This window comes from Larkinella sp. C7 (assembly GCF_006149005.1).
GTDB lineage: Bacteria > Bacteroidota > Bacteroidia > Cytophagales > Spirosomataceae > Larkinella.
The window spans coordinates 35,708-55,398 of the sequence record NZ_VBSL01000019.1 but is presented as its reverse complement, the minus strand read 5'-3'; the positions used below and the strand labels follow the sequence as shown (position 1 = coordinate 55,398).

Here is a 19,691-nt window from a genome sequence, read left to right as displayed (position 1 = left end):
CGGGCTTTACAGTGTCTTTTCCAGCACCAGTGTGGTGTGGCTATTGGTACTGGTGATGGTTCCGATAATGTCAAAACCGTGTCGCAGGTTCAGGATGAGCATGTCGCGCCATTGATTGCGGGTGTGAGTCCGAACGGTCTGGTAGCCGTTGGTTTTGCACCAGTCGTGTTGTTGTCGCATCAGTTCGCCCGCGATGCCCTGCCGCCGATAATCCGGGTTTACGCAGCCCAGCCAACTGTAGAAATGACCCGGTTTACGCTGATACCCCATTTTATAGCCCACAATCGATTGATCGTCGGTCGCCACGATCGTCAGCAACCGGCGGTTTTTCATTTCCTCAAATTCCTGAAAAAGCTGTTCGGGTGTCTGACCGGTGAATACCCGCTGGTGCAATTGGATTATTCCTTGCAGCGTGGTTTCGGGGGGAAAACCGTCGTAAATTTCGTAGTGGCATTTCATGCCACAAAGTTGGCAGAAATACCGCTTATCTTTTTACGGTACGGTTAAAAAAGAAGAAGGTATACTGGGAAAAACTTTTACTTTTCGGGGCACTTTTTGCAGTGATTCCCTTTCTTTTTCCATTTTTTGCAGCACTTTTTGAACACACAATCCGCTTCGCCCAGAAAAGGGTTGGCACCAAACGCTTTGGCGTTTTCGGCTACAAAAGAGAACTCAAACGATTTTTCGGTCAATTCATTCATGGCGCTTTCAACATTGCGCAACAAAAGTATTACTTATTTAGAATAAGTACAAATATTGTTTTTAAACGGGACACGAACTGATAAACCCACTAATTAGAATTTTCCATGAAAGATACCTTCGCCCGCCTATCCCGGCTTCGCCCCTATGCGCCCTTCCTGCTCCGGCTGGCGTTCGGCTATCAGCTCATCGATGCGGCCGGGCACACGGCTTTGCATCCCGCCGAAGGGATTCCGGGGTATGCCGACTGGCTGAAAAGTCTGGGATTTCCGTTGCCGTTGGTCGGCGCAACGCTGTCGGCCTATGCGGAGTTTTTGGGAGCGATTCTGATGATTGCCGGATTCTGGACGCGCTGGGCGGCTTTTTTCCTGCTGATCAATTTTGTGTTAGCGGTTTTGGTGGGGCATGTAGCCATTCAGGATACGTACAAAAACACCATGCCAGCCCTTAATTTGGTGGCAATGAGTGTCTTTCTGCTCCTGAATGGCCCCGGAAAACCGTCGGTCGACGAGGGACTTTAAAGTTCGAATTCGCCCGTCAGGTAGAGTTTCACCTGCCCGGCAATTTCAACGCGATCGTCCAGCAATTTACACCGCAAAAAACCGCCCCGTTTGGAAACCTGCCGGGCCGTCAGTTCCGTTTTGCCGAGTTTTTCGGCCCAATACGGAATGAGGGTCGTGTGCGCCGAACCCGTCACCGGATCTTCGTCGATGCCGGACTGCGGGCCGAAGAACCGGGAAACAAAGTCGATGGGGCCGCTTTCGGTCGGATTACCGGGTGCCGTCACGATCACCCCCCGCGCCGGAATGGTTGCCAGTTCGCGGAAGTCGGGCTGCATGTCCAGAATTTGCTGCTCGTTCTCGAAAACAATCAGGTAGTCTGTTTTTCCCTTTAGCACTTCCATCGGTTTAATCCCCCCCAGACTCGTTTCCAGGGCCGGTGGCTGAATGGCAATGTGGGTGCTGTCGGTCGGAAAATCCAGCACGAGCCAGTCGTCTTCGCGCCGAACCCGCAGCAGTCCGCTGCGTGAATCGAACGCGATGGCATCGCCTTCGGCGGTTTTTTCCAGGAAAAACACCACGTAGGCCGACGCCAGCGTGGCATGGCCGCAAAGGTCGACTTCCACCGTGGGCGTAAACCAGCGAATGTGATAAAAACCGTTTTCCTGATCGGTCGGAACATAAAAAGCCGTTTCGGCCAGGTTGTTTTCTGCCGCAATGGCCTGCATGGTTTCGTCGGGTAGCCATTCCGTCAGCGGGCAGACCGCAGCCGGGTTTCCGCCAAAAAGCTGGTCGGTAAACGCATCAAGTTGATAAAGGCGGATAGGCATAGTGGGTTTAGGTTTTCAGCGGGTTATTTGTGTGATTGACAATTGATTTTCCAGTTCCCGCAATTGGGACAGGGTAAACGCCGTCAACGACGGAATTTTCAGCGTAGCCAGGTCGAATTTGGGGTCATCGAATTCGTAATCGGCGGGCACTGAAACCGTCAGCATCTCAGCCGCGTGGGCCGATTTCAGCCCGTTTCCGGAATCTTCAAACGCGATACAGCGGTGGGGCTCAACGCCGAGTTTACGGGCCGTTCCCAGATAAACATCCGGGTGCGGTTTGTTGCGTTTTTCCAGGGTAGCCGAATGCCAGAGGGTAAAATACGACCGGATGTTCAGCCGGTCCAGCACCACTTCGATCAGGTGCATGGGCGATGCCGACGCAATTGCCATCGGAATCCCCTGCTGCTGAAACAACTCCAGAATGGCCGGAACGCCCGGCATCGGCCCCGCGTGTTTTCCAATCTGATCGTAGGCCCCCTGAATAATGTCGGCATTCACCTCCTCCACGCTCCGGTTGTGCCAGGGGTGTTTTTCGTACCAATACCGCACCACGGTGTCGGTGGGCAAACCAGTCGTCCGTTTACACATCTCGTCGTCCATTTCCAGACCAACCGTGCGAAATACCTCAATCTCTACTTCCCGCCAGAACGGCTCTGAATCGACCAGAAGGCCGTCCATGTCAAATATTGCTGCCTGAATCATTTCTTAAATATCCGCCTGCTTAAACGGCTTGATGTCAATTCGTTCCCAAACTTTCCCTGAAATATACACCTCACTCTGCAACCAGTCGTTCAATTGGTCTTCCGTATCAAAATCGAGCAACATCATGGAGCCGATCATCTTGCCCTCGGGATCGAGTAACGCGCCACCCAGGACGAAATGCCCATCGGCTTTCAATTGACGGGCACCATCGAAGTGGTTTGGACGAACAGCCAGACGCCGGTCCATGGCCTGATCGTCGGTATAATCGTAAGCGTGAATAACGTACCGCATCCTTTTTCAATACTAAAACAAAAAATAACACCAAAGTTGGAGGCTCCAACGCTTGTTTTTGTCCAAATCTAATCCTTTTCCCTTTTTCTCGCTAATTTCATTGTTTAAAACCGTACTAGCCTCTTATTCATCAATGAAACAACTACTCATCGGATTGGGTTGCCTGCTGATTGTCAGGGCAACAGCCCAAACGCCGACTGCATCCCCGCTCACCGTCGAAAAAATCATGCAGGACCCGAAGGGGTGGATCGGAACGTCGCCATCGGGCATTTTTTGGGCGGAAGATTCCAAAACGATTTATTTCAACTGGAACCCGACAAAAGCCAAAGGGGATTCGCTGTATAAAATACCCCTCAACGGCGACCGAAAACCCGTCAAAGTGGCCGCTGCGGAACGGCAAAAACTACCTCCCGCTACCGGCGGAATCTACAACCGCGCCCGCACCCTGAAACTCTACGAAAAAGACGGCGACCTGTTTCTGCTCGACTGCAAACCGGGCAAAACCGGCGGGCAAACCGTCCGGCAACTGACCAATACCGTTGAGCGGGAAAGCAATCCAACGTTCAGTGGCGACGAGCAAAAAGTGGTTTTTGCCCGGTCGAACAATATCTTCACGGTTTCGCTGGCAACCGGCGAATGGATGCAGGTCACGCACCTCGACCCCGGCACCAAAAAACCGGACCCCAAAACCAACGATCAGGAAACCTGGCTCAAACGCGACCAACTGGCCCTGTTCGATGTGCTGAAAGAACGGAAAGCGAAGAAGGACGAGGGCGAGAAAATTACGAAAGCCGGGCAACCCAAACGTCCGAAGCAGTTCTATACCGAAGGAAAAACCGTTCAGAATCAGCGACTCAGCCCCGACGGCCGGTTTGTGACGTTCTCACTGCAAAAGTCGGCGCAGGGGGCCAAAACCGCCATTGTGCCGAGCTACGTAACGGAATCCGGTTTTACGGAAGACCTCACCGCCCGCACCAAAGTTGGTGCTCCTCTTGCCAGTTCCGAGTTTTACGTTTATGATATTCAGCGGGATACGATCCAGGCGGTTTCGACCAAATCGATTCCGGGCATTACGGATGCGCCGGATTATGCCAAAACCGCTCCGTCGCCGGCCTCCGTTCCGGATGGCAACCGGCGCGGCCCATCGGCCGCCGAAGTGACCACCGACACGATCAAAAAGACGAAAAAACTGGCGGATCGCAGCGTGACGATTAGTGGCCCAATCTGGTCGGAAGACGGAAAATACGCCGTGGTGATCATCCGCGCCTTCGACAACAAAGACCGCTGGATCATGCGGCTCGACCCCGCCACCCGCCAGTTGAAACTCCTCGACCGCCAGCGCGACGAAGCGTGGGTCAGCGGTTTTGGCCCTCTGACGGGCATGACCGGTTTTCTGGCGGATAATCAGACCTTCTATTTCCCTTCCGAAGCCGACGGTTATTCTCACCTCTACACGGTCAATGTGGAGACGGGCGAGAAAAAGCAGTTGACAAAGGGAAAGTTCGAGGTGCAGCAGATCCAATTGTCGAACGACAAGAAATTCTTTTACCTGACCACCAATGAGCTTCATCCCGGCGAGCAGCATTTTTACCGGATGGCCGTCGATGGCGGAGAACGTGTGAAACTGACCACGATGACCGGTGCCAACGACGTAACGCTTTCGCCCGACGAAACCCAACTGGCCATTCGCTATTCCTACAGCAACAAACCGTGGGAGTTGTTTTTGATGAAAAACGAAGTGGTAAGCCTGAACAAAGGGAAACAAAAACCGTCGCCTGCATCGACACCGGTTCAGCTTACAACATCGCTAACCCCTGAATTTCAGGCGTATCCCTGGCGGGACCCGGCCATTGTAACCATTCCGGCCCGCGATGGACAAACCATTTACGGACGGCTATACAAACCTACCAAACCGAATGGAAAAGCAGTGGTGTTTGTGCATGGTGCGGGGTATCTTCAAAATGCACACAAATGGTGGAGTCAGTATTTCCGGGAATACATGTTTCATAACCTGCTGGCCGACAAGGGCTACACGGTGTTGGACATCGACTACCGCGCCAGTGCGGGCTATGGTCGCGACTGGCGGACGGGCATCTATCGGCACATGGGCGGCAAGGATTTAACGGACAACGTCGATGCAGCCCAGTGGCTCGTCAAAACCCAGGGCGTGGACGCCAAACGGATCGGTCTGTACGGCGGTTCGTACGGCGGTTTTATCACCCTTATGGCCATGTTCACGACGCCCGACGTGTTTGCGGCCGGAGCCGCCCTGCGGCCCGTAACCGACTGGGCAGCTTACAACCACGGCTACACGGCCAACATTCTGAATGAACCGTTTAGCGATACGCTGGCCTACCGCCGGAGTTCGCCCATCTATTTCGCCAACGGCCTGAAAGGGCATCTGCTTATTTGCCACGGCATGGTCGACGTAAACGTTCATTATCAGGATGTTGTCAGGCTCACCCAGCGACTGATCGAGCTTCGGAAAGAAAATTGGGAAGTGGCTTCCTATCCCGTTGAAGACCACGCGTTTGTGGAACCCACCAGTTGGATGGACGAGTACAAGCGAATCCTGAAATTATTTGAAGAACGGCTTTAACCGACACGAACTAAGCGCTTTGGAGCGTTGTTGTCAAAACAGGCGTTTTCTGAATCCGGGAAACGCCCTTTTTCTACCCCTTTACGACCCAACTCATTCGTATGCTTATTAATCGCAAGGCGTTTCTGCTGTCCCTTCTTCTGTCCATCACGGTTCTTCTGTCGGGCTGTGATACGACCGGAACCGGTTCTGACCCCAAGCCCGAACCGGATGTGTATCTGGTTAGCAGTTCCGATATCAACGCATTCACCAAGGATCAGCTTGGCGCGCAGATTGCCCAGCAATTCCCGGTTCAGTACCAGAGCCTTATCAAGGGATTTCTGCGCTACGATGTCAAGGTGTATAAACTGGTTTACAACACCAAACTGCCCGACGGAACGGCCACCAAAGCGTCGGGAGCGATTATTGTTCCGACAGTGCCAACGGCGGTGCCGATGATCAGCCAGCAACACGGAACCATTCTGAACGATGCCGATGCGCCGTCCAATTTCGGGCCGGGCAGCGATGCCGCTTTTGGCGGTACGTTTTTTGCCTCCAACGGCTACATCATGGTTTGCCCGGACTACATCGGTTACGGCGAATCGAAGGCCATTCCGCACACCTACGAACACCGCGAAGGGCTGGCCACGGCCTCGCTGGACATGATCCGGGCCGCGAAAGAATTCATCAAGCAAAAGTCGATCAAATGGGATAACCGGCTGTTGCTCACCGGCTATTCGGAAGGCGGTTTTGCCACGATGTCGTTGCAGAAAAAGATCGAAGAAGAATTTCCGTCCGAATTTACGCTGGCAGCTTCCAGCATTGGCGCGGGAGCCTACCACAAAACGGCCTTCATGAAGTACATCATCAACCAGAAAACGCACGGCATTGCCAGCTACAACCGCCTGTATTTGTGGACGATGCTCACCTACAACAGCTTGTATAAGCTCAACAAACCGATGAGTTATTACCTGAAAGAGCCGTATGCGACGCAGGCCACCCAGAATGGAATAAACATCAACATCAACGTGAGCATCAGCGATATCTTCACGGATAGTTTCAAGAAAGCGGTGAACGACGGCACCGAAACCGGTTTTTTGAATGCAGTCAAAGACAACGATGTTTACGACTGGAAGCCTAAAACTCCAACGCATTTGTATCACGGAACCGCCGACAATCTGGTGTTCTTTTTCAATACGCAGGATGCCTACGACGCCATGCGGAAACGGGGAGCTACCAATGTCGAACGAAAACCGCTGGAAGGAAAGGACCATAGCACGGCGGTTATCGACTACCTCCTGAATACGTATCTCTTTTTCTCAAGCGTCCAGTAATCAGCCGCTTAGCTTTTAGAGCAAACAGAAAATCCTCCTTTGCCGGGAGGATTTTCTGTTTTTACCCAACAATTGCCCCTCGACGCTGGTTATAGAAGGAGATTCAAAATAATTCCAACCAACATCATGAAAAAATTGTGGATTGTTGCTTTGCTGGCCGCATTCGGTTTCACAGCAAATGCGCAGACAGTGAAAGAGGAAGCGAAGGAGACCGCGCATCATGCCGGCCAAACGGTGAAAAAAGCCGCCGATGAGGTAGGAGACGAAGCCCGCGAAACCAAGCAGGAAGCGAAACAGAAAGCCAAAAAAGCCGGTAAGAAAATAGACAAAGCCGCCGACGACGCGGGCGATGAAGTTCGGGAAACGGCCAAAGAAACCAAGCAGAAAGCGCGTGAAGCGAAACGCAAAACCGGCAAGAAAGTAGAAAAAGCCGGTGAGAAAATGCAGGAGAATTAAGAATTGAAGGGTTAAAAATGGTTAGATGGTTTTGATGGCCGAAACGGTTGAAAATTGTTAGTAGCAATTCAACCATTTTAGCCATCAAAACCATCTAACCATTTTCAGCCATTAAAACCATTATTTCTTCCCGGTCATCTTCTTTATAAAAGCCGTTTCGGCCGGGATATACGGTTGTCCGTTCTCGCGGAAAATATCGTGGAACCATACCGGCGGCTCGGCGGTGTACTGCTTCTGCCACGAGTCCCACGGATAAATGGTATTCGATTTACCGGACACAAAGCCCCAGTTCATCATGCCCACATTCTCGGCTTTCGCAATGGGCAGCGATCCTTCAAACGTGCTGCCCGCCGGACGAGCCATGTACTCTGTACAAATCAGCGGTCGGCCAAATTTCTGAAGATCCGCTACCCGCTTCTTGAAATCTTCCGGCTTTCCGTAGTTGTGGAACGTAATCACATCGGAATTCTGAACCAGAAACCGGTTCATGTCATCCATTTTTTCGAGCGACGACCAATCGCCTTTCCAGGGAGCCGACGTAATGGGCTGCGTTGGTTTGGCCTCCCGCGCCCAGCCAAAACCGGCCTTCACCAGTTCGGTGCCGAGTTGGGCTTTGTTGGGCAATTCGGTTTTGATCTTGCCGTTGCGGCCGTAGCTGTTGGCATTGTCGTTATCCGGTTCGTTGACAATGTCCCACGCCAGAATCCGCTTGTCGGCCCGGAATGAACCCACGATGTCTTTCACGTAATTCCGCAGCCCTTCCCACTTGCTTTTATCGCTCAGAATGGCCGCGCCGGGGCCCTGCACCCAGCCCGAATTGTGCCGCCCCATAACCGGCGCATGTTGTTTGCCCAGCTTCGGCAGTGGGTCCCAGCATGAGTCGAACAACACGAGCATGGGTTTGATTTTATGCTTGGCACACAGCGCCAGAAATTGATCGATGCGGTTTTTGAAGCCTTTGGCATCCTGCCGCCACACCATGTCGTGCAGAAAAACCCGCATCGTGTTCATGCCCAGCTTCTCGGCGTAGCCCAATTCTTTGTCGATCGTTTTCGGATCAAAGCTTTCGGCCTGCCACATTTCCAGTTGGTTGATGGCCGTGGCCGGCATAAAGTTACTTCCCACCAGCCAGGGCTGGCTTTTATACCAATCGTTGGCCTGTTTGGGCGTCCACTGCTGCGCCTTTGCCTGGAGCGACAAAACCGCCAGCAAGACCAGAATGGCGGTTTTTAGCTTAAATTGAATTGTGTTTTTCACGAGTTATAAGGATTGTTAACGCTCAATGTAAAATGATGAATGCTAAATGTAAAAGTTAGAAGCAGCCAGCCGATCACTTTTACATTTAGCATTCATCATTTTACATTTATGATTAAAAGGAAACATTACTTCACCGAAAACCGGTATTCCGTCGTGGTTTTGTACGTTTCACCCGGTTTCAAAACCGTCGTTGGGAATTTGGACTGGTTGGGCGAATCGGGAAAGTGCTGGGTTTCCAGACAGAACGCCGACCGTTTGTCGTACGGTTTGCCGCTTTTACCGGTCCGCTTTCCATTCAGGAAGTTACCACCGTAAAACTGCACCCCCGGCTCCGTCGTCAGCACATCCATCGAGATGCCGGTTTTGGGCGAAGTCACCGTAGCAATCAGCCGTGGTTCAGCGGTCTGGCCGCCGTTCAGCACGAAATTATGGTCGAAACCGCCCCCGTTTTTAATCTGCGGATGGTCGGCATCCTGGCGCTCGCCAATGGCAACCGGTTTCCGCAAATCGAACGGCGTTCCATCCACCGGAGCCAGTTCGCCCGTCGGAATCAGGGTCGCGTCCACCGGTGTGTAGCGATCGGCCTTGATTTCCACCAGATGGTCGGCCACGGAGCCGGAGCCTTCGCCATTCAGGTTGAAATAAGCGTGGTTGGTCAGGTTGACGACCGTGCTTTTGTCGGTAGTCGCCTGATAGTCAATTTTAATGCCATTGTCATCGGTAAGCGTATACGTCACATCGACCGTCAGCGTTCCCGGATAATTTTCTTCCCCGTCCGGCGAAACGTAGTGCAGTTTCAGGCCGTTGCTGCCCACCGGCGTGGCATCCCACATTTTGGCGTTGAAACCTTTTTTGCCCCCGTGCAGGGAATTAGGGCCGTTGTTGGTCGCGAGCTGATACGTTTTACCGTCGAGCGTAAACTTTCCTTTTCCGATCCGGTTGCCATACCGACCCACCAGCGTTCCGAAGAACGATTCGTTTTCCAGGTAGTCATCGATGCTGCTATGGCCCAGGTTTACATCCAGCAGTTTACCGGTTTTATCCGGCACCAGAATGCTGACAATGCGGCCGCCGTAGTTTGTGATGGCGACTTTCATTCCGCTGGCATTGGTCAAAACGAATAAATCAGCCTGTTTTCCTTCGACGTCTTTCTGAAAACGCGAACGATCAGGCAAACCGCTGGCTGAATCAGCGGCCGCTGTGCTTGTACTATCCGACATGGTTGACGATTCTTGTTGTTTTTGGGAGTTATTACAGCCGACGAGCATCCCCAGCAGGACGGCGGAGAGAAAGAATTGTTTCATACGAACGTTTAGAAGTATCGGGGTTTATAAACCGGCTATCTCTCTTCGGGTTCGAATGGAAAGCCGGGCATCAAATATCAGACTTATTTTGTAAAAACTATAAATCTGAACGGAAAAGGGCTGGAACCGGTATAACCTACTCCAAACCGGACGCAGGAACTTATTGGTTCATCAAAAGAAATCTTTTACATTCAGCGTTAAAGAGACAATACCATCCTAACGGAATTCATTCATGGCAGATCAGCCCAGCGACTGGCTTAGTAAATTAGGGAATCTCCTGGTGCCGTCCTCCAGTCAGCCCAAAACCAATCCGGTTGCTACCGTTTCCAATACGCGCATTCTGAACGAACTGGTGGCGTCGTTTCAGGATTCCGTGCCGCGGGAATCCGTCGGAAAAAGCATGCTTTTCAATGCGCATTTTTTGATCATTCTGCATCCCGACACCTACGAAGCACGCCAGAATGCGTTCCCGGTGATTGTCAACGAAGCGGTAAATGCCTTTACGACTTTCATTGAGTCCCAAAAGTCGAACTACGAACGCGTGGTGCCGGTGGCCGCCAACTGGTTCTTCAAGTTTGGGGGCGGCCGTGAATTTGGTGGAGAACCGGTCACGCCAACGGATGTCAAAGTGGTGGGTGCCCTGACCGGTATTTTACCCGGAAACGACCCGGCGCAATCACCCGACCGGATTCACGTCACGCGACGGGTCAAACAGACCAACCGGTTTGAGAAAGTGGACATTGATCCGAACACCTTCCAGCACATTGATTTTCGGGAACCGGGTGCGTTTGTCGTGAAGTTTACGTTTTCGACACCGGCACCGACCACCGCACGACCACCAGCCGGAGCCCCCGCGACCCGTCACGCGCCGGGATTGCCCCGCAGTCTGGGTGCCGGACTGGCTCAGATCAACCATTACATTGCGGAATTGAACAAGGAAGATTCGTACCTGATGCGCGACCGCGAAATTGTGGTGGCGCGGAAGGAACCCGATAACCAGCATTTTCCCAACTACCTGTTGCTCGAATCGGCTTATGTATCGAACCCCCACGCCCGAATTCGCTACAACGACGAGATGCAGGCTTTTCAGATTGCATCGTTCAGCCGCAACGAAACCCGGGTGAACGAACAGCTTATTCCGCGCAGCGAACCCGCCAGTCCGCAATGGTACGCGCTGCCGGATCAGGCTCAGATTCTGCTCAATAGCATGGTCACCCTAACCTTTCAACGCCATGATTGATGCCTTGTTTGTCGTGTTGCTGCTCCTGTTTGTGCTGGTGTTGGTTGTCCGGCATTTTCAGGATTTACCCCGATAAAGCCAACAGAATGCGCTGCCAGCGGTTCTATCCAGTAGAACTGTTTCCTTTATCACGTTCCCTTGCTCAATGAATCCGTTTCTCATTGCCGGTCAGACCGATGTAGGCCAACGCCGAAAAAATAACCAGGATACGTTCATCTGCTCGACGATCTGGTCAGAATCCAGCGCGTTGCTGGCCGCCATCGACGGCGTAGGCGGTTATGCCGGGGGCGACCGGGCTGCGGCCATCGCGAAGGAGTCGATCGAACAGTATATGGCGACGCCCAACGGTGATCCGCTGTCGATGCTGCGCGAAGCCGTCGTGTTTGCCAACAACCAGATCAATGCGCAGCGCGAGCAAAATCCCCAACTGGCGCAGATGTGTTGCGTATTGACGACGGCGGTAGCCGATAGCCGTACTCAAAAACTGTATTTTGTGCATGTAGGCGACACCCGCCTGTACCGGTACCGCCGGGGCGTTCTCGAAAAACTCACCCACGATCACTCGATGGTGGGCGTTCGGGAAGATGCCAACGAACTGACGGAAGCCGAAGCCATGCAACACCCGCGACGGAACGAAATTCTGCGCGAAGTGGGGTCGATGGCGCACCGGGTCGATGATCCGGACTTCCTGGAATCCGGCGAAACGGACTTTCTGCCGGGCGATTTGCTGCTGCTGTGCAGCGATGGCCTGACCGACATGATTACCCAGGCCCAAATCCGGAGCGTTCTGGACCAGAACCTTTCCCTTGAAAAACAGGTAACTGAGTTGATTCGGCTCGCCAATAAACAGGGCGGCAACGACAACATTACCGTCGTTCTGGCCCGGAACACGGCACCGGCCAGCCCGCAGCCGGTGGTTCCTACCCCCGCCGACCAGACTTTACAGTCGAAAACCGTGTCAAAACCGGCTCCGGTTGATAATCCCAAGCCGACTTCGGGGAAGACCGAACCGGCCAAGCGGAGCCTGACGGGTTTCTGGATTCTGATCGGGCTGGTGCTGGCGGGAACCATCGCGGGACTGGTGTGGTATCAAAACCAGAGTCCCAGCCAATCCGATCCGCTGGTTTCCGATAATCCACCGATGGTCACTGACCCGGTCGACTCGACGCAGGTGTTAACGCCAGCGGTTTCTCGCTTTGATTCCCTGTTGCAAACGGCGTATCGCAGCAGCGATCACCGGCTGACGCTGCCTGTGGATACAGTTCGGCTGACCCAACCCCTGCTGCTCACCGACTCGCTGCAAAGCATTGTGGGCGCGAACGGACTGACGGTTTTCGTTCCCGCCGATACAGCAGTGGCACAAGTCGCGTTACGGATCACCCGTTCGGGGCCGGTTGCGCTTCAAAACCTGGTCATTAGCGGTTTCAAGACCGGGATTGAGACCAGTCCCGGAACGAGACTGCATCTGTCGAAGGTCTCTTTTCGCAACGTGAGCCAGCCCGTTCAGGCCGTTATCGGACAGGAAACCTTCCGCGATGCCGTTATTGTGGTTACCTTGCAGAACCAGACTGATTCATCCAAAACACTCCCTCGCTGATGTCTACCACTCGGTTTGATACACGGTTTCCCGGCTACGAAGTGCTGAGTGAATTGGGACGCAGCAACGCCCGGATTCTCAAGGCGCGTCACCTGGCTACGGGCGATCTGGTGGCGATCAAGCACTTTGCGCTCAACACGGATGCCGAAACGCTCCGGCGGTTTCAGCGGGAATCGGCCATCATGACCAGCATCGCCCATCCCAACGTAGTCAAGGTTCGGGAGGTGCAACTGGAAGCCGAACTGCCTTACATCGTGATGGAACTGATTGAGGGCGGGAGCCTGAAACAGCTCATTACCGGTCAGCAACGCATCGACGTATCGACCACCATCCGGCTGGGGCTGCAAATGGCCAGTGCCTTCAAGGCCATTCATCCGCAGGGCATCATTCACCGGGATGTGAAACCGGAAAATATTCTTTTCCGCCCGTTGCCGAGTGGTGAACTGCATTTTTTGCTGACGGATTTCGGAATTGCCCGGCTTCACGAACAATCGAGCACGCTGACGGGGCAATCCTTGATGACATACGAATATGCGTCGCCCGAGCAGTTCAATGACCCGAAAGGCGTCGGAACGGCCACGGATTATTATTCGCTGGGCGTCGTGCTGTATGAATGCCTGCACGGAAGCGTCCCCTTCGCACTCGATGATGATTCGGGCATCGTGACATTCATGAACAAAGTACTGACCGAAGCGCCACCAGCCCTGACCTTGACCAGCCAGGACCAAACCGTGGGCCTGTTCGCTGAGCTTCTGGAGGGACTATTGAAAAAGAAAGCCAGTGAACGCCTGAATGATCCGGACGAACTGACTTGGTTGCTGAAACGGGCCGAACTGAATTATTTGCAGGCCGGTCGGATCAGCCCTAAAACCGCCCCTTCAACCCGGGTTACGCAACCGAATCCAGCGAAGCCAGACCCCGAAGCAGCCAGGGTTCCTTCACCCGATCCGGTCGTTGTCAAACCCGAATCGATTAAACCGCCCCAAAGCCAGTCGTCGGGCAAAAGTTTGAAACTGGCGGCTCTCGTGCTGGTGATGCTGGCGGGCGGAGCGGGGCTGTATTATGTTCTTACCGGTTTTGGAACGAAACCCATCGCCAGCGTGCTGGCACCAAACGATACGACCCATACGCCAGCAGGGAATCAGACTGCGGGGACGGATGTGCCGGGTGATCTGGAACAAGAAGAAGACACGGTAAGCCTGCGACTCGCGGAAGAAGCCCGGCGACGGGAACAGTTCCGGGCGCAGGTTCTGGCGGCCGGAAAAACCCTGACCGTAGAGCCCCTCGATTTTAAAGTCGGTTTCTTCGGCGGAATCAAAAAAGCGCAGATTCAACTCAACAATCCCAGTGCCATTCCCTTTCCGGCGGTGGCGGTTCAGGTGAGTTATTTCAAGGAGAAAGGCGGTCTGTATAAAACCGAAAAGATGTTTTTTATGAATGTAAAGCCCAATTCCTCCCCCGTTCGGCCAGCGCCGGACAGTGACCGGGGCATCCGAATCAGTTGCAAGATCTTAAAGTATGATTTACCCAGGAATCTGGACTCCCTGATGCAGACGATGCCCGTCAAAACCGACTCGTTACTTTAATAACTCATGCCAACCATAAGCGTCAATACGCATTTTCCGGGTTATGAAATTATCGGCGAACTGGGCCGCTCGAACGCCCGCGTTCTAAAGGCCCGTCACCTGGCAACGGGTGATCTGGTGGCGATTAAACATTTTACCCTCAACACCGACGCCGAAACGCTCCGGCGGTTTCGGCTCGAATCGCAGTTGATGACCGACATCCGCCACCCGAACGTGGTGCGCGTCCGGGAGGTTCAACTCGACATGCCCATGCCCTTCATCGTCATGGAATGGATTGAGGGCGGCAACCTGCGGACGCTCCTGGCGGAAAAAGGCCATCTGGAAATACCGACGGTCATCCGGCTGGGTCTGCAAATGGCCGAAGCCTTCAAAGCCATTCACCCGCAGGGCATTATCCACCGCGACCTGAAACCGGAGAACATCCTTTTCCGGCTCCTGCCCAGTGGTGAACTGCATTTTTTGCTGACGGATTTCGGCGTGGCCCGGCTGCGCGAACAGTCGCAAACCATGACGGGGCAATCGCTGATGACATACGAATACGCGTCCCCCGAGCAGTTTGACAATCCCCGGGGCGTGGATGTATCCACGGATTACTATTCGCTGGGCGTCGTTCTGTACGAATGCCTGTCGGGCCGGGTGCCTTTTTCGATGGCCGATAACGCCGGCATCGCCACCTTTATGGGGCAGGTGTTGCGTACGCCCCCGCCAGCGTTGGTGTTGCCGACGGGGCAGTTTATGCCCCCCAGCCTCAACACACTCCTCGACTGGATGCTCACCAAAAACCCGGCGGAACGGCTGAGTGATGTCAACGAGCTGGTATTGCTGTTCGGCCAGGCCAATGTGGAGCAATTGCAGGTCGGCCGGTCGAACGATCGCCGGGGGCCGGTGTCGTCGCGTACGTTGGTAGCCGCCGAACCGCTGCCGCAACTGGAACTACCCGAAGAGCCGGAAGAAGAACCCGCGAACCGCCCGACGGGCTGGTACATCGGTCTGGGTATCCTGGTCGTTATTCTGATCGGTTTGGCAGTTTTTTATACTTACCAGGCCAGGGAAACCAACGTCAACACAACGGCGGCACCGGATTCGACGCGGATGGAAATCGACTCCAACGCGTCGGAAACACAAGGCGAAATGGTCGAGGATACTGCAACGACGCCGTCGGATGGTTTTATCGAAAGCACCACCGATTCGACCCAATCGGACAGCAGTCCGGCAACAACGACGGAACCCGAAATCCCTGTCGTCCCGGCATCGCCCCCGGATTCATCGAAAACCGTCGTTGACACCACAAAGACGGGAAATTAACTACTCAACCCATTGCATGAAAGGTACGTCTGTATCGTCTGGTCGTTTGTATTTACTGGGAGCATCCGTCGTGCTGCTTCTGCTGTTTGTGCGTTTGTACATCAACCTGCTTCCCGGTTTGAATCAGGCCAAAGAAGCCCTCGCCAGCGGGCAGGCCATCACGCTGCAGCCCGGTTTGAAACCCACCCCGATCCAGCGTTTACTCAACAGCGGTAATTACTACAGCGATCCGGCCGACCGGACGCTGGTAGCCGACTCCCTGGCGGCTAAACTGGGCATAAACGGCTCACCCGACAACCTGGGAGCCATCAACAAGCGACAATTTTCGATCCGGGCGCCGGTGGCGTGGCGCAGCCGGATTGGCGGAGCGGATTTTCAAAACCGCCTGCAACTGTCCCGCCAGCAAATGGGCTTCGACTCCATCCTGTACGTCCGCGAACTGAGCAATCCAAAACCGTATCCGGCCACCGTAAGCGCGGGGAGCGGAACTGCCACCATTTCGGGACAGGTGGTGCTTACGGAAACGGAACAACCCGTGGCAAATGTGCTGGTGCAACTCAAACGCCACCCCGCCACCGCCCAGCCCGACACGCTTCCCAACCAGTTTACCTACGCCCGCACCGATGCCGGGGGGCGGTTTTCGTTCACCGGCCTGACGACGGATCTAGGCTACAGCGTCGTCGCCCTGAAACCCGGTTTTGAGTTCGGCAGCCGCCGGGGAACGAGCCAACTGACCAGCGATCAATCCTATACCTTTACGGCCCGCCCCCACCAACTGCGGCTGATTGGTTCCGTCGTTTACGGACAACTGAAGTCGGACCACGCTTTCCTTGTTCGCACGCCAACGGCTTTTACCGTACAATTCTGGGTCATCGTCGTGCTGTTTATCGGGGCTTTCTGGGCCGTGCAGGGCGTCTGGATGCTCCGGCGGTTTTACCCCGATCCGCTGCTGCTGTCGGTTCTCTTATTGCTCACCGGCATTTCCGTGCTGACGCTGTTAGCCATTCAGGACCCATTGCAGGACACCTTGTACGCCTGGCAAACCTTGCAGGGCGTGGCGGCTGGGTTGTTCGGCTTGCTCATCGTATCCCAGATCAACATCGGCCGCCTGTATGCCGACTGGCGGTTTGATTGGCTGTTTACGCTTTTTAACCGGTCTTCCGTGCGTTTATCGGGCTGGACGTGGCTGGTGCTCGCCCTCGGTCTGGCGACCCTGACCTTGTTCATCGGTTCGGGGCCGGAAGGCAGTGGCGTCCGCGTAAACCTGTCGGTTCTGGGACTGACGTTTCAACCCAGCGAAATCACCAAATACCTGTTGCTGGTCTTTTTTGCCGGTTTTTTTGCTGCGAATGAACAACAGATCCGGCAACTCCCGGATTTGCGCTGGCGGTTTGCGGTGAGTTTTGGCGCGCTGGCCGGTGCCGGTTTGCTCATGCTGCTTTACCTCCTGCTGGGCGATATGGGCCCCGCGCTGGTTGTCTGCTTCACTTTTTTGCTGTTCTACAGCATTGCCCGGGGCAACCTGCCGCTGACACTCGCGACAGGAGTCGGCTACGGCATTGCTCTGTGGTTTTTGCCGGGCTGGATCGCCACCCTTCTGAGTCTGGCAGTGCTGATGGGGTATCTGTTCTGGCGGGGAGAGGCCCGTTCCAAAACCGCACTGGGTTGGGCCGCTTTGCTGACGGAAGCGCCGGTTCTGCTGCTGATGGTGATCGCGATGTTTGCCTTTGGCGATCAGTTGCCTTTTGTAGGAAGCCGTCTGGCCGACCGCAAAGCGATCTGGCTGAGTCCCTGGAACAACGACGTCTACGGCGGTGATCACCTGGCCCATAGCTTCTGGACACTGGCGTCGGGCGGCTGGACGGGACAGGGTCTGGGCAAAGGCTTTGCGAATGCGATGCCAGCCGCCCACACCGACATGATTCTGCCCAGTATCGGGGAAGAGTTGGGCGGATTAGGGGTCATTGCGGTATTTCTGCTGATGGGTCTTCTGCTGCACCGGACCTTCCTGCACGCCCGCCGGGCGGGTCAGCCGTTCAGTTTTTTTCTGGTCGCCGGGATTGCCATCGCAACGGGGGTGCAGTTTCTGATCATTGCGAGTGGCTCCATCGGACTGCTGCCCCTGACCGGAATCAGCGTACCGTTTCTGAGTTACGGAAAAATTTCGCTCATCATCAACCTCATGGCGATGGGTATTGTGTTCAGCGTGGCCCATCGGCCCGGCCAGGCCGAACAGCGTGAATACCTGGAAAAAAACTACGATGTGGTGCTGATGGCCGGTATTGCCGGTTTTCTACTGGGCGTAGCGGTTTTGATTGGCCGGTTGTTGCCGATTGTGGGCTGGCGCGGGAGCGAATATATTGTCCGGCCCGCCCGGGTCATCACCCGCAACGGCGACCCCATTTACAGCTATAATCCCCGGATTGAACGACTGACCCGCGTTCTGGCTTCGGGTACTATTTACGACCGGAAGGGCCTGGTGCTGGCCACCAGTTCGCCGGAGCGGGTTACCCGGCAATTGTCCCGGCTGAAAAAAAGCGGGCTGGAACCGGATCAGGTGAAGGCCATGAGCCAGAAGCGGCTGCAACGGTATTATCCCTTCGGCGAACACCTGTTTTTCTGGACGGGTGATCTCAATACGCAACTATTCTGGGGCCAGAGCAACGGATATTATGCGGAAGCCACCCACTTCAGCGAGTTGCGCGGTTTCAACAGCCGTCCCCGCAAAACCAACCTCGTGGCTACCAGCTACCGGGCCGACCGCTTCAGCCCAACAGTTGAGCAAACCCGGACGCTGTCGGTTTACGATTACCGGGAACTGGCACCGGCTTTGCGGGCCGGGGTCGATAGCCGGGAGGTCGCGAATCGAAAATCCAAAAACCGTGATCTGTTTCTGAGCGTCGATGCGGATCTTCAGGTGGCGTTGCAAAAGTCACTGGCCCAGTCCGAATACCGGGACAAACGGCTTTCGGTGGTGGTACTGGATGCGGCTTCGGGCGACGTTTTAGCGTCGGCCATGCACCCCTTGCCCAATCTGAAAACCCCGGAAGCCATGCTGCTGTCGGATCGGGAGCGGCTGCAACTGCCCTATCTGGTAACAGAACGGGATTTGGGCATGACCTTTCCGACGGCCCCCGGTTCGACGGCGAAAATTCTGACGGCGATGGCGGCCTTTAACAAACTGGGGTCGTCGGCATCGGCGGTTCGGTATTCCATTTCGTGTCAGGAGATCATCCGGCGGGGTGAGCGGGAGTCGGAGCCCTGTGGAGAATCCGTCGATATGCGGAAGGCCATTGTCCGGTCGAGTAACGTCTATTTTATCCGGCTGGCAAACGACCAGGCGCTGGATAAAGAACTGGCTGATCTGTATTTAGCCACGGGGATGAATGTCGATTACATTGGCGGATACTCCTTTTCGGATACGCACACCGAGGCCGAACGCGTTCAGATTCGACAGCACTGGCGCGATTCTTCGTTTGTCGTTCGCCGGAAGCTCTACCAAAGTTTGCAGTATCCGAGACGGTACCGCGGTGAGTTTTCGGGACTGGCCTGGGGGCAGGGGCAACTGAGTACCACGCCCGCAGCCCTGGGCCGGATGGCGGGAGCGATTGCCAACAAAGGCGTCTTGCAGCCCTCTCGCTACGTGGTGGCCAAAGCAGGACAAACGCAGCCGATTGGAACCGGCAAATCCGTAGCCCGAAGTTCCGATTACGCCGGGCAATTGAAGGAATTCATGATCGAACAATCGAACCCGGCGGGGCGCAGCAAGATCAGCCTGGCGCGGGTAGCGGGCAAAACCGGTACGCCCGAACGGATTGTGCAGGGCGTTCAGGAGAATGACGGCTGGTACGTCTTTTTTGCACCCACGCCCGACGGCCGATCGAATACCGTGGTGACGGTGCGCATCGAGTTGGGAAAATCCTCCGCCGATGCGGTCAACCTGGCCAATACCGTTGTGGCGCCCATTTTAAAACAACGCCGGTATCTGGGCAGTTTTTAAACCCAAACCACC

Annotated in this window: 16 protein-coding genes; 9 read left to right on the top strand and 7 right to left on the bottom strand. The window is 54.8% G+C overall.

The genetic code is table 11. The annotated features are described in order from the left end of the window. Window positions 1–6 precede the first annotated feature (6 nt). The gene (locus tag FH871_RS28240) at window positions 7–459 is read right to left on the bottom strand and encodes a GNAT family N-acetyltransferase (protein WP_138994776.1); all 453 of its coding nucleotides are present in this window, start codon (window positions 457–459) and stop codon (window positions 7–9) included. A 77-nt stretch (window positions 460–536) separates the two neighbouring features. Beyond that, window positions 537–725: a hypothetical protein gene (locus tag FH871_RS28235; protein ID WP_138994775.1), complete on the bottom strand. Its 189-nt coding sequence runs from the start codon at window positions 723–725 to the stop codon at window positions 537–539. Between the two features lie 81 nt (window positions 726–806). On the opposite strand from FH871_RS28235, the gene FH871_RS28230 reads away from it, so the two are divergent. Further along, window positions 807–1,220, top strand: coding sequence for a DoxX family protein (locus FH871_RS28230; protein WP_138994774.1), 414 nt, complete (start codon window positions 807–809; stop codon window positions 1,218–1,220). Here FH871_RS28230 and FH871_RS28225 read toward each other — a convergent pair. From FH871_RS28225 to FH871_RS28215, 3 genes are read right to left on the bottom strand one after another with little or no spacing between them, the layout of a single operon-like run. Then, on the bottom strand, window positions 1,217–2,029 hold the full coding sequence (locus FH871_RS28225) for a PhzF family phenazine biosynthesis protein (protein ID WP_171062982.1): 813 nt from the start codon (window positions 2,027–2,029) through the stop codon (window positions 1,217–1,219). The two genes, FH871_RS28230 and FH871_RS28225, sit on opposite strands and share 4 nt — an antisense overlap. A 15-nt stretch (window positions 2,030–2,044) precedes the next feature. Next, a complete protein-coding gene (hxpB, locus tag FH871_RS28220) occupies window positions 2,045–2,731 on the bottom strand; it encodes a hexitol phosphatase HxpB (RefSeq protein WP_138994773.1) in 687 nt (228 codons plus the stop codon). Window positions 2,732–2,734: 3 nt separating this feature from the next. Beyond that, window positions 2,735–3,022, bottom strand: coding sequence for a YciI family protein (locus FH871_RS28215; protein ID WP_138994772.1), 288 nt, complete (start codon window positions 3,020–3,022; stop codon window positions 2,735–2,737). A gap of 226 nt (window positions 3,023–3,248) precedes the next feature. On the opposite strand from FH871_RS28215, the gene FH871_RS28210 reads away from it, so the two are divergent. The 3 genes from FH871_RS28210 (at window position 3,249) to FH871_RS28200 (ending at window position 7,390) form a co-directional block, all read left to right on the top strand. Beyond that, a complete protein-coding gene (locus FH871_RS28210; protein WP_229317672.1) occupies window positions 3,249–5,621 on the top strand; it encodes a prolyl oligopeptidase family serine peptidase in 2,373 nt (790 codons plus the stop codon). Between the two features lie 101 nt (window positions 5,622–5,722). Next, complete coding sequence (locus tag FH871_RS28205; protein WP_138994770.1) at window positions 5,723–6,934, top strand: S9 family peptidase; 1,212 nt, start codon at window positions 5,723–5,725, stop codon at window positions 6,932–6,934. Window positions 6,935–7,060: 126 nt separating this feature from the next. Beyond that, window positions 7,061–7,390, top strand: a complete 330-nt coding sequence (locus FH871_RS28200) for a hypothetical protein (RefSeq protein ID WP_138994769.1) — start codon at window positions 7,061–7,063, stop codon at window positions 7,388–7,390. A gap of 120 nt (window positions 7,391–7,510) precedes the next feature. Here the strand turns inward: FH871_RS28200 and FH871_RS28195 are convergent, their stop codons facing one another. After that, window positions 7,511–8,647, bottom strand: a complete 1,137-nt coding sequence (locus FH871_RS28195) for an endo-1,4-beta-xylanase (RefSeq protein ID WP_229317665.1) — start codon at window positions 8,645–8,647, stop codon at window positions 7,511–7,513. A 125-nt stretch (window positions 8,648–8,772) separates the two neighbouring features. After that, entirely contained in the window at window positions 8,773–9,951 is a 1,179-nt protein-coding gene (locus FH871_RS28190; protein WP_138994768.1) for an aldose epimerase family protein, read from the bottom strand. A gap of 232 nt (window positions 9,952–10,183) precedes the next feature. Between FH871_RS28190 and FH871_RS28185 the strand changes: the two genes are divergently transcribed. From FH871_RS28185 to FH871_RS28165, 5 genes are all read left to right on the top strand, one after another. After that, window positions 10,184–11,191 (top strand): FHA domain-containing protein, encoded by a 1,008-nt coding sequence (locus FH871_RS28185; protein ID WP_138994767.1) that lies wholly within the window; start codon window positions 10,184–10,186, stop codon window positions 11,189–11,191. A gap of 145 nt (window positions 11,192–11,336) precedes the next feature. Further along, window positions 11,337–12,788, top strand: a complete 1,452-nt coding sequence (locus tag FH871_RS28180; RefSeq protein WP_138994766.1) for a PP2C family serine/threonine-protein phosphatase — start codon at window positions 11,337–11,339, stop codon at window positions 12,786–12,788. Further along, window positions 12,788–14,374, top strand: coding sequence for a serine/threonine-protein kinase (locus FH871_RS28175; RefSeq protein ID WP_138994765.1), 1,587 nt, complete (start codon window positions 12,788–12,790; stop codon window positions 14,372–14,374). The genes FH871_RS28180 and FH871_RS28175 overlap by 1 nt, the downstream gene beginning before the upstream one ends. 6 nt (window positions 14,375–14,380) lie before the next feature. Then, complete coding sequence (locus tag FH871_RS28170; protein ID WP_138994764.1) at window positions 14,381–15,679, top strand: serine/threonine-protein kinase; 1,299 nt, start codon at window positions 14,381–14,383, stop codon at window positions 15,677–15,679. A 16-nt stretch (window positions 15,680–15,695) separates the two neighbouring features. Then, window positions 15,696–19,679: an FtsW/RodA/SpoVE family cell cycle protein gene (locus tag FH871_RS28165; RefSeq protein WP_138994763.1), complete on the top strand. Its 3,984-nt coding sequence runs from the start codon at window positions 15,696–15,698 to the stop codon at window positions 19,677–19,679. The last annotated feature ends 12 nt before the right edge of the window (window positions 19,680–19,691 follow it).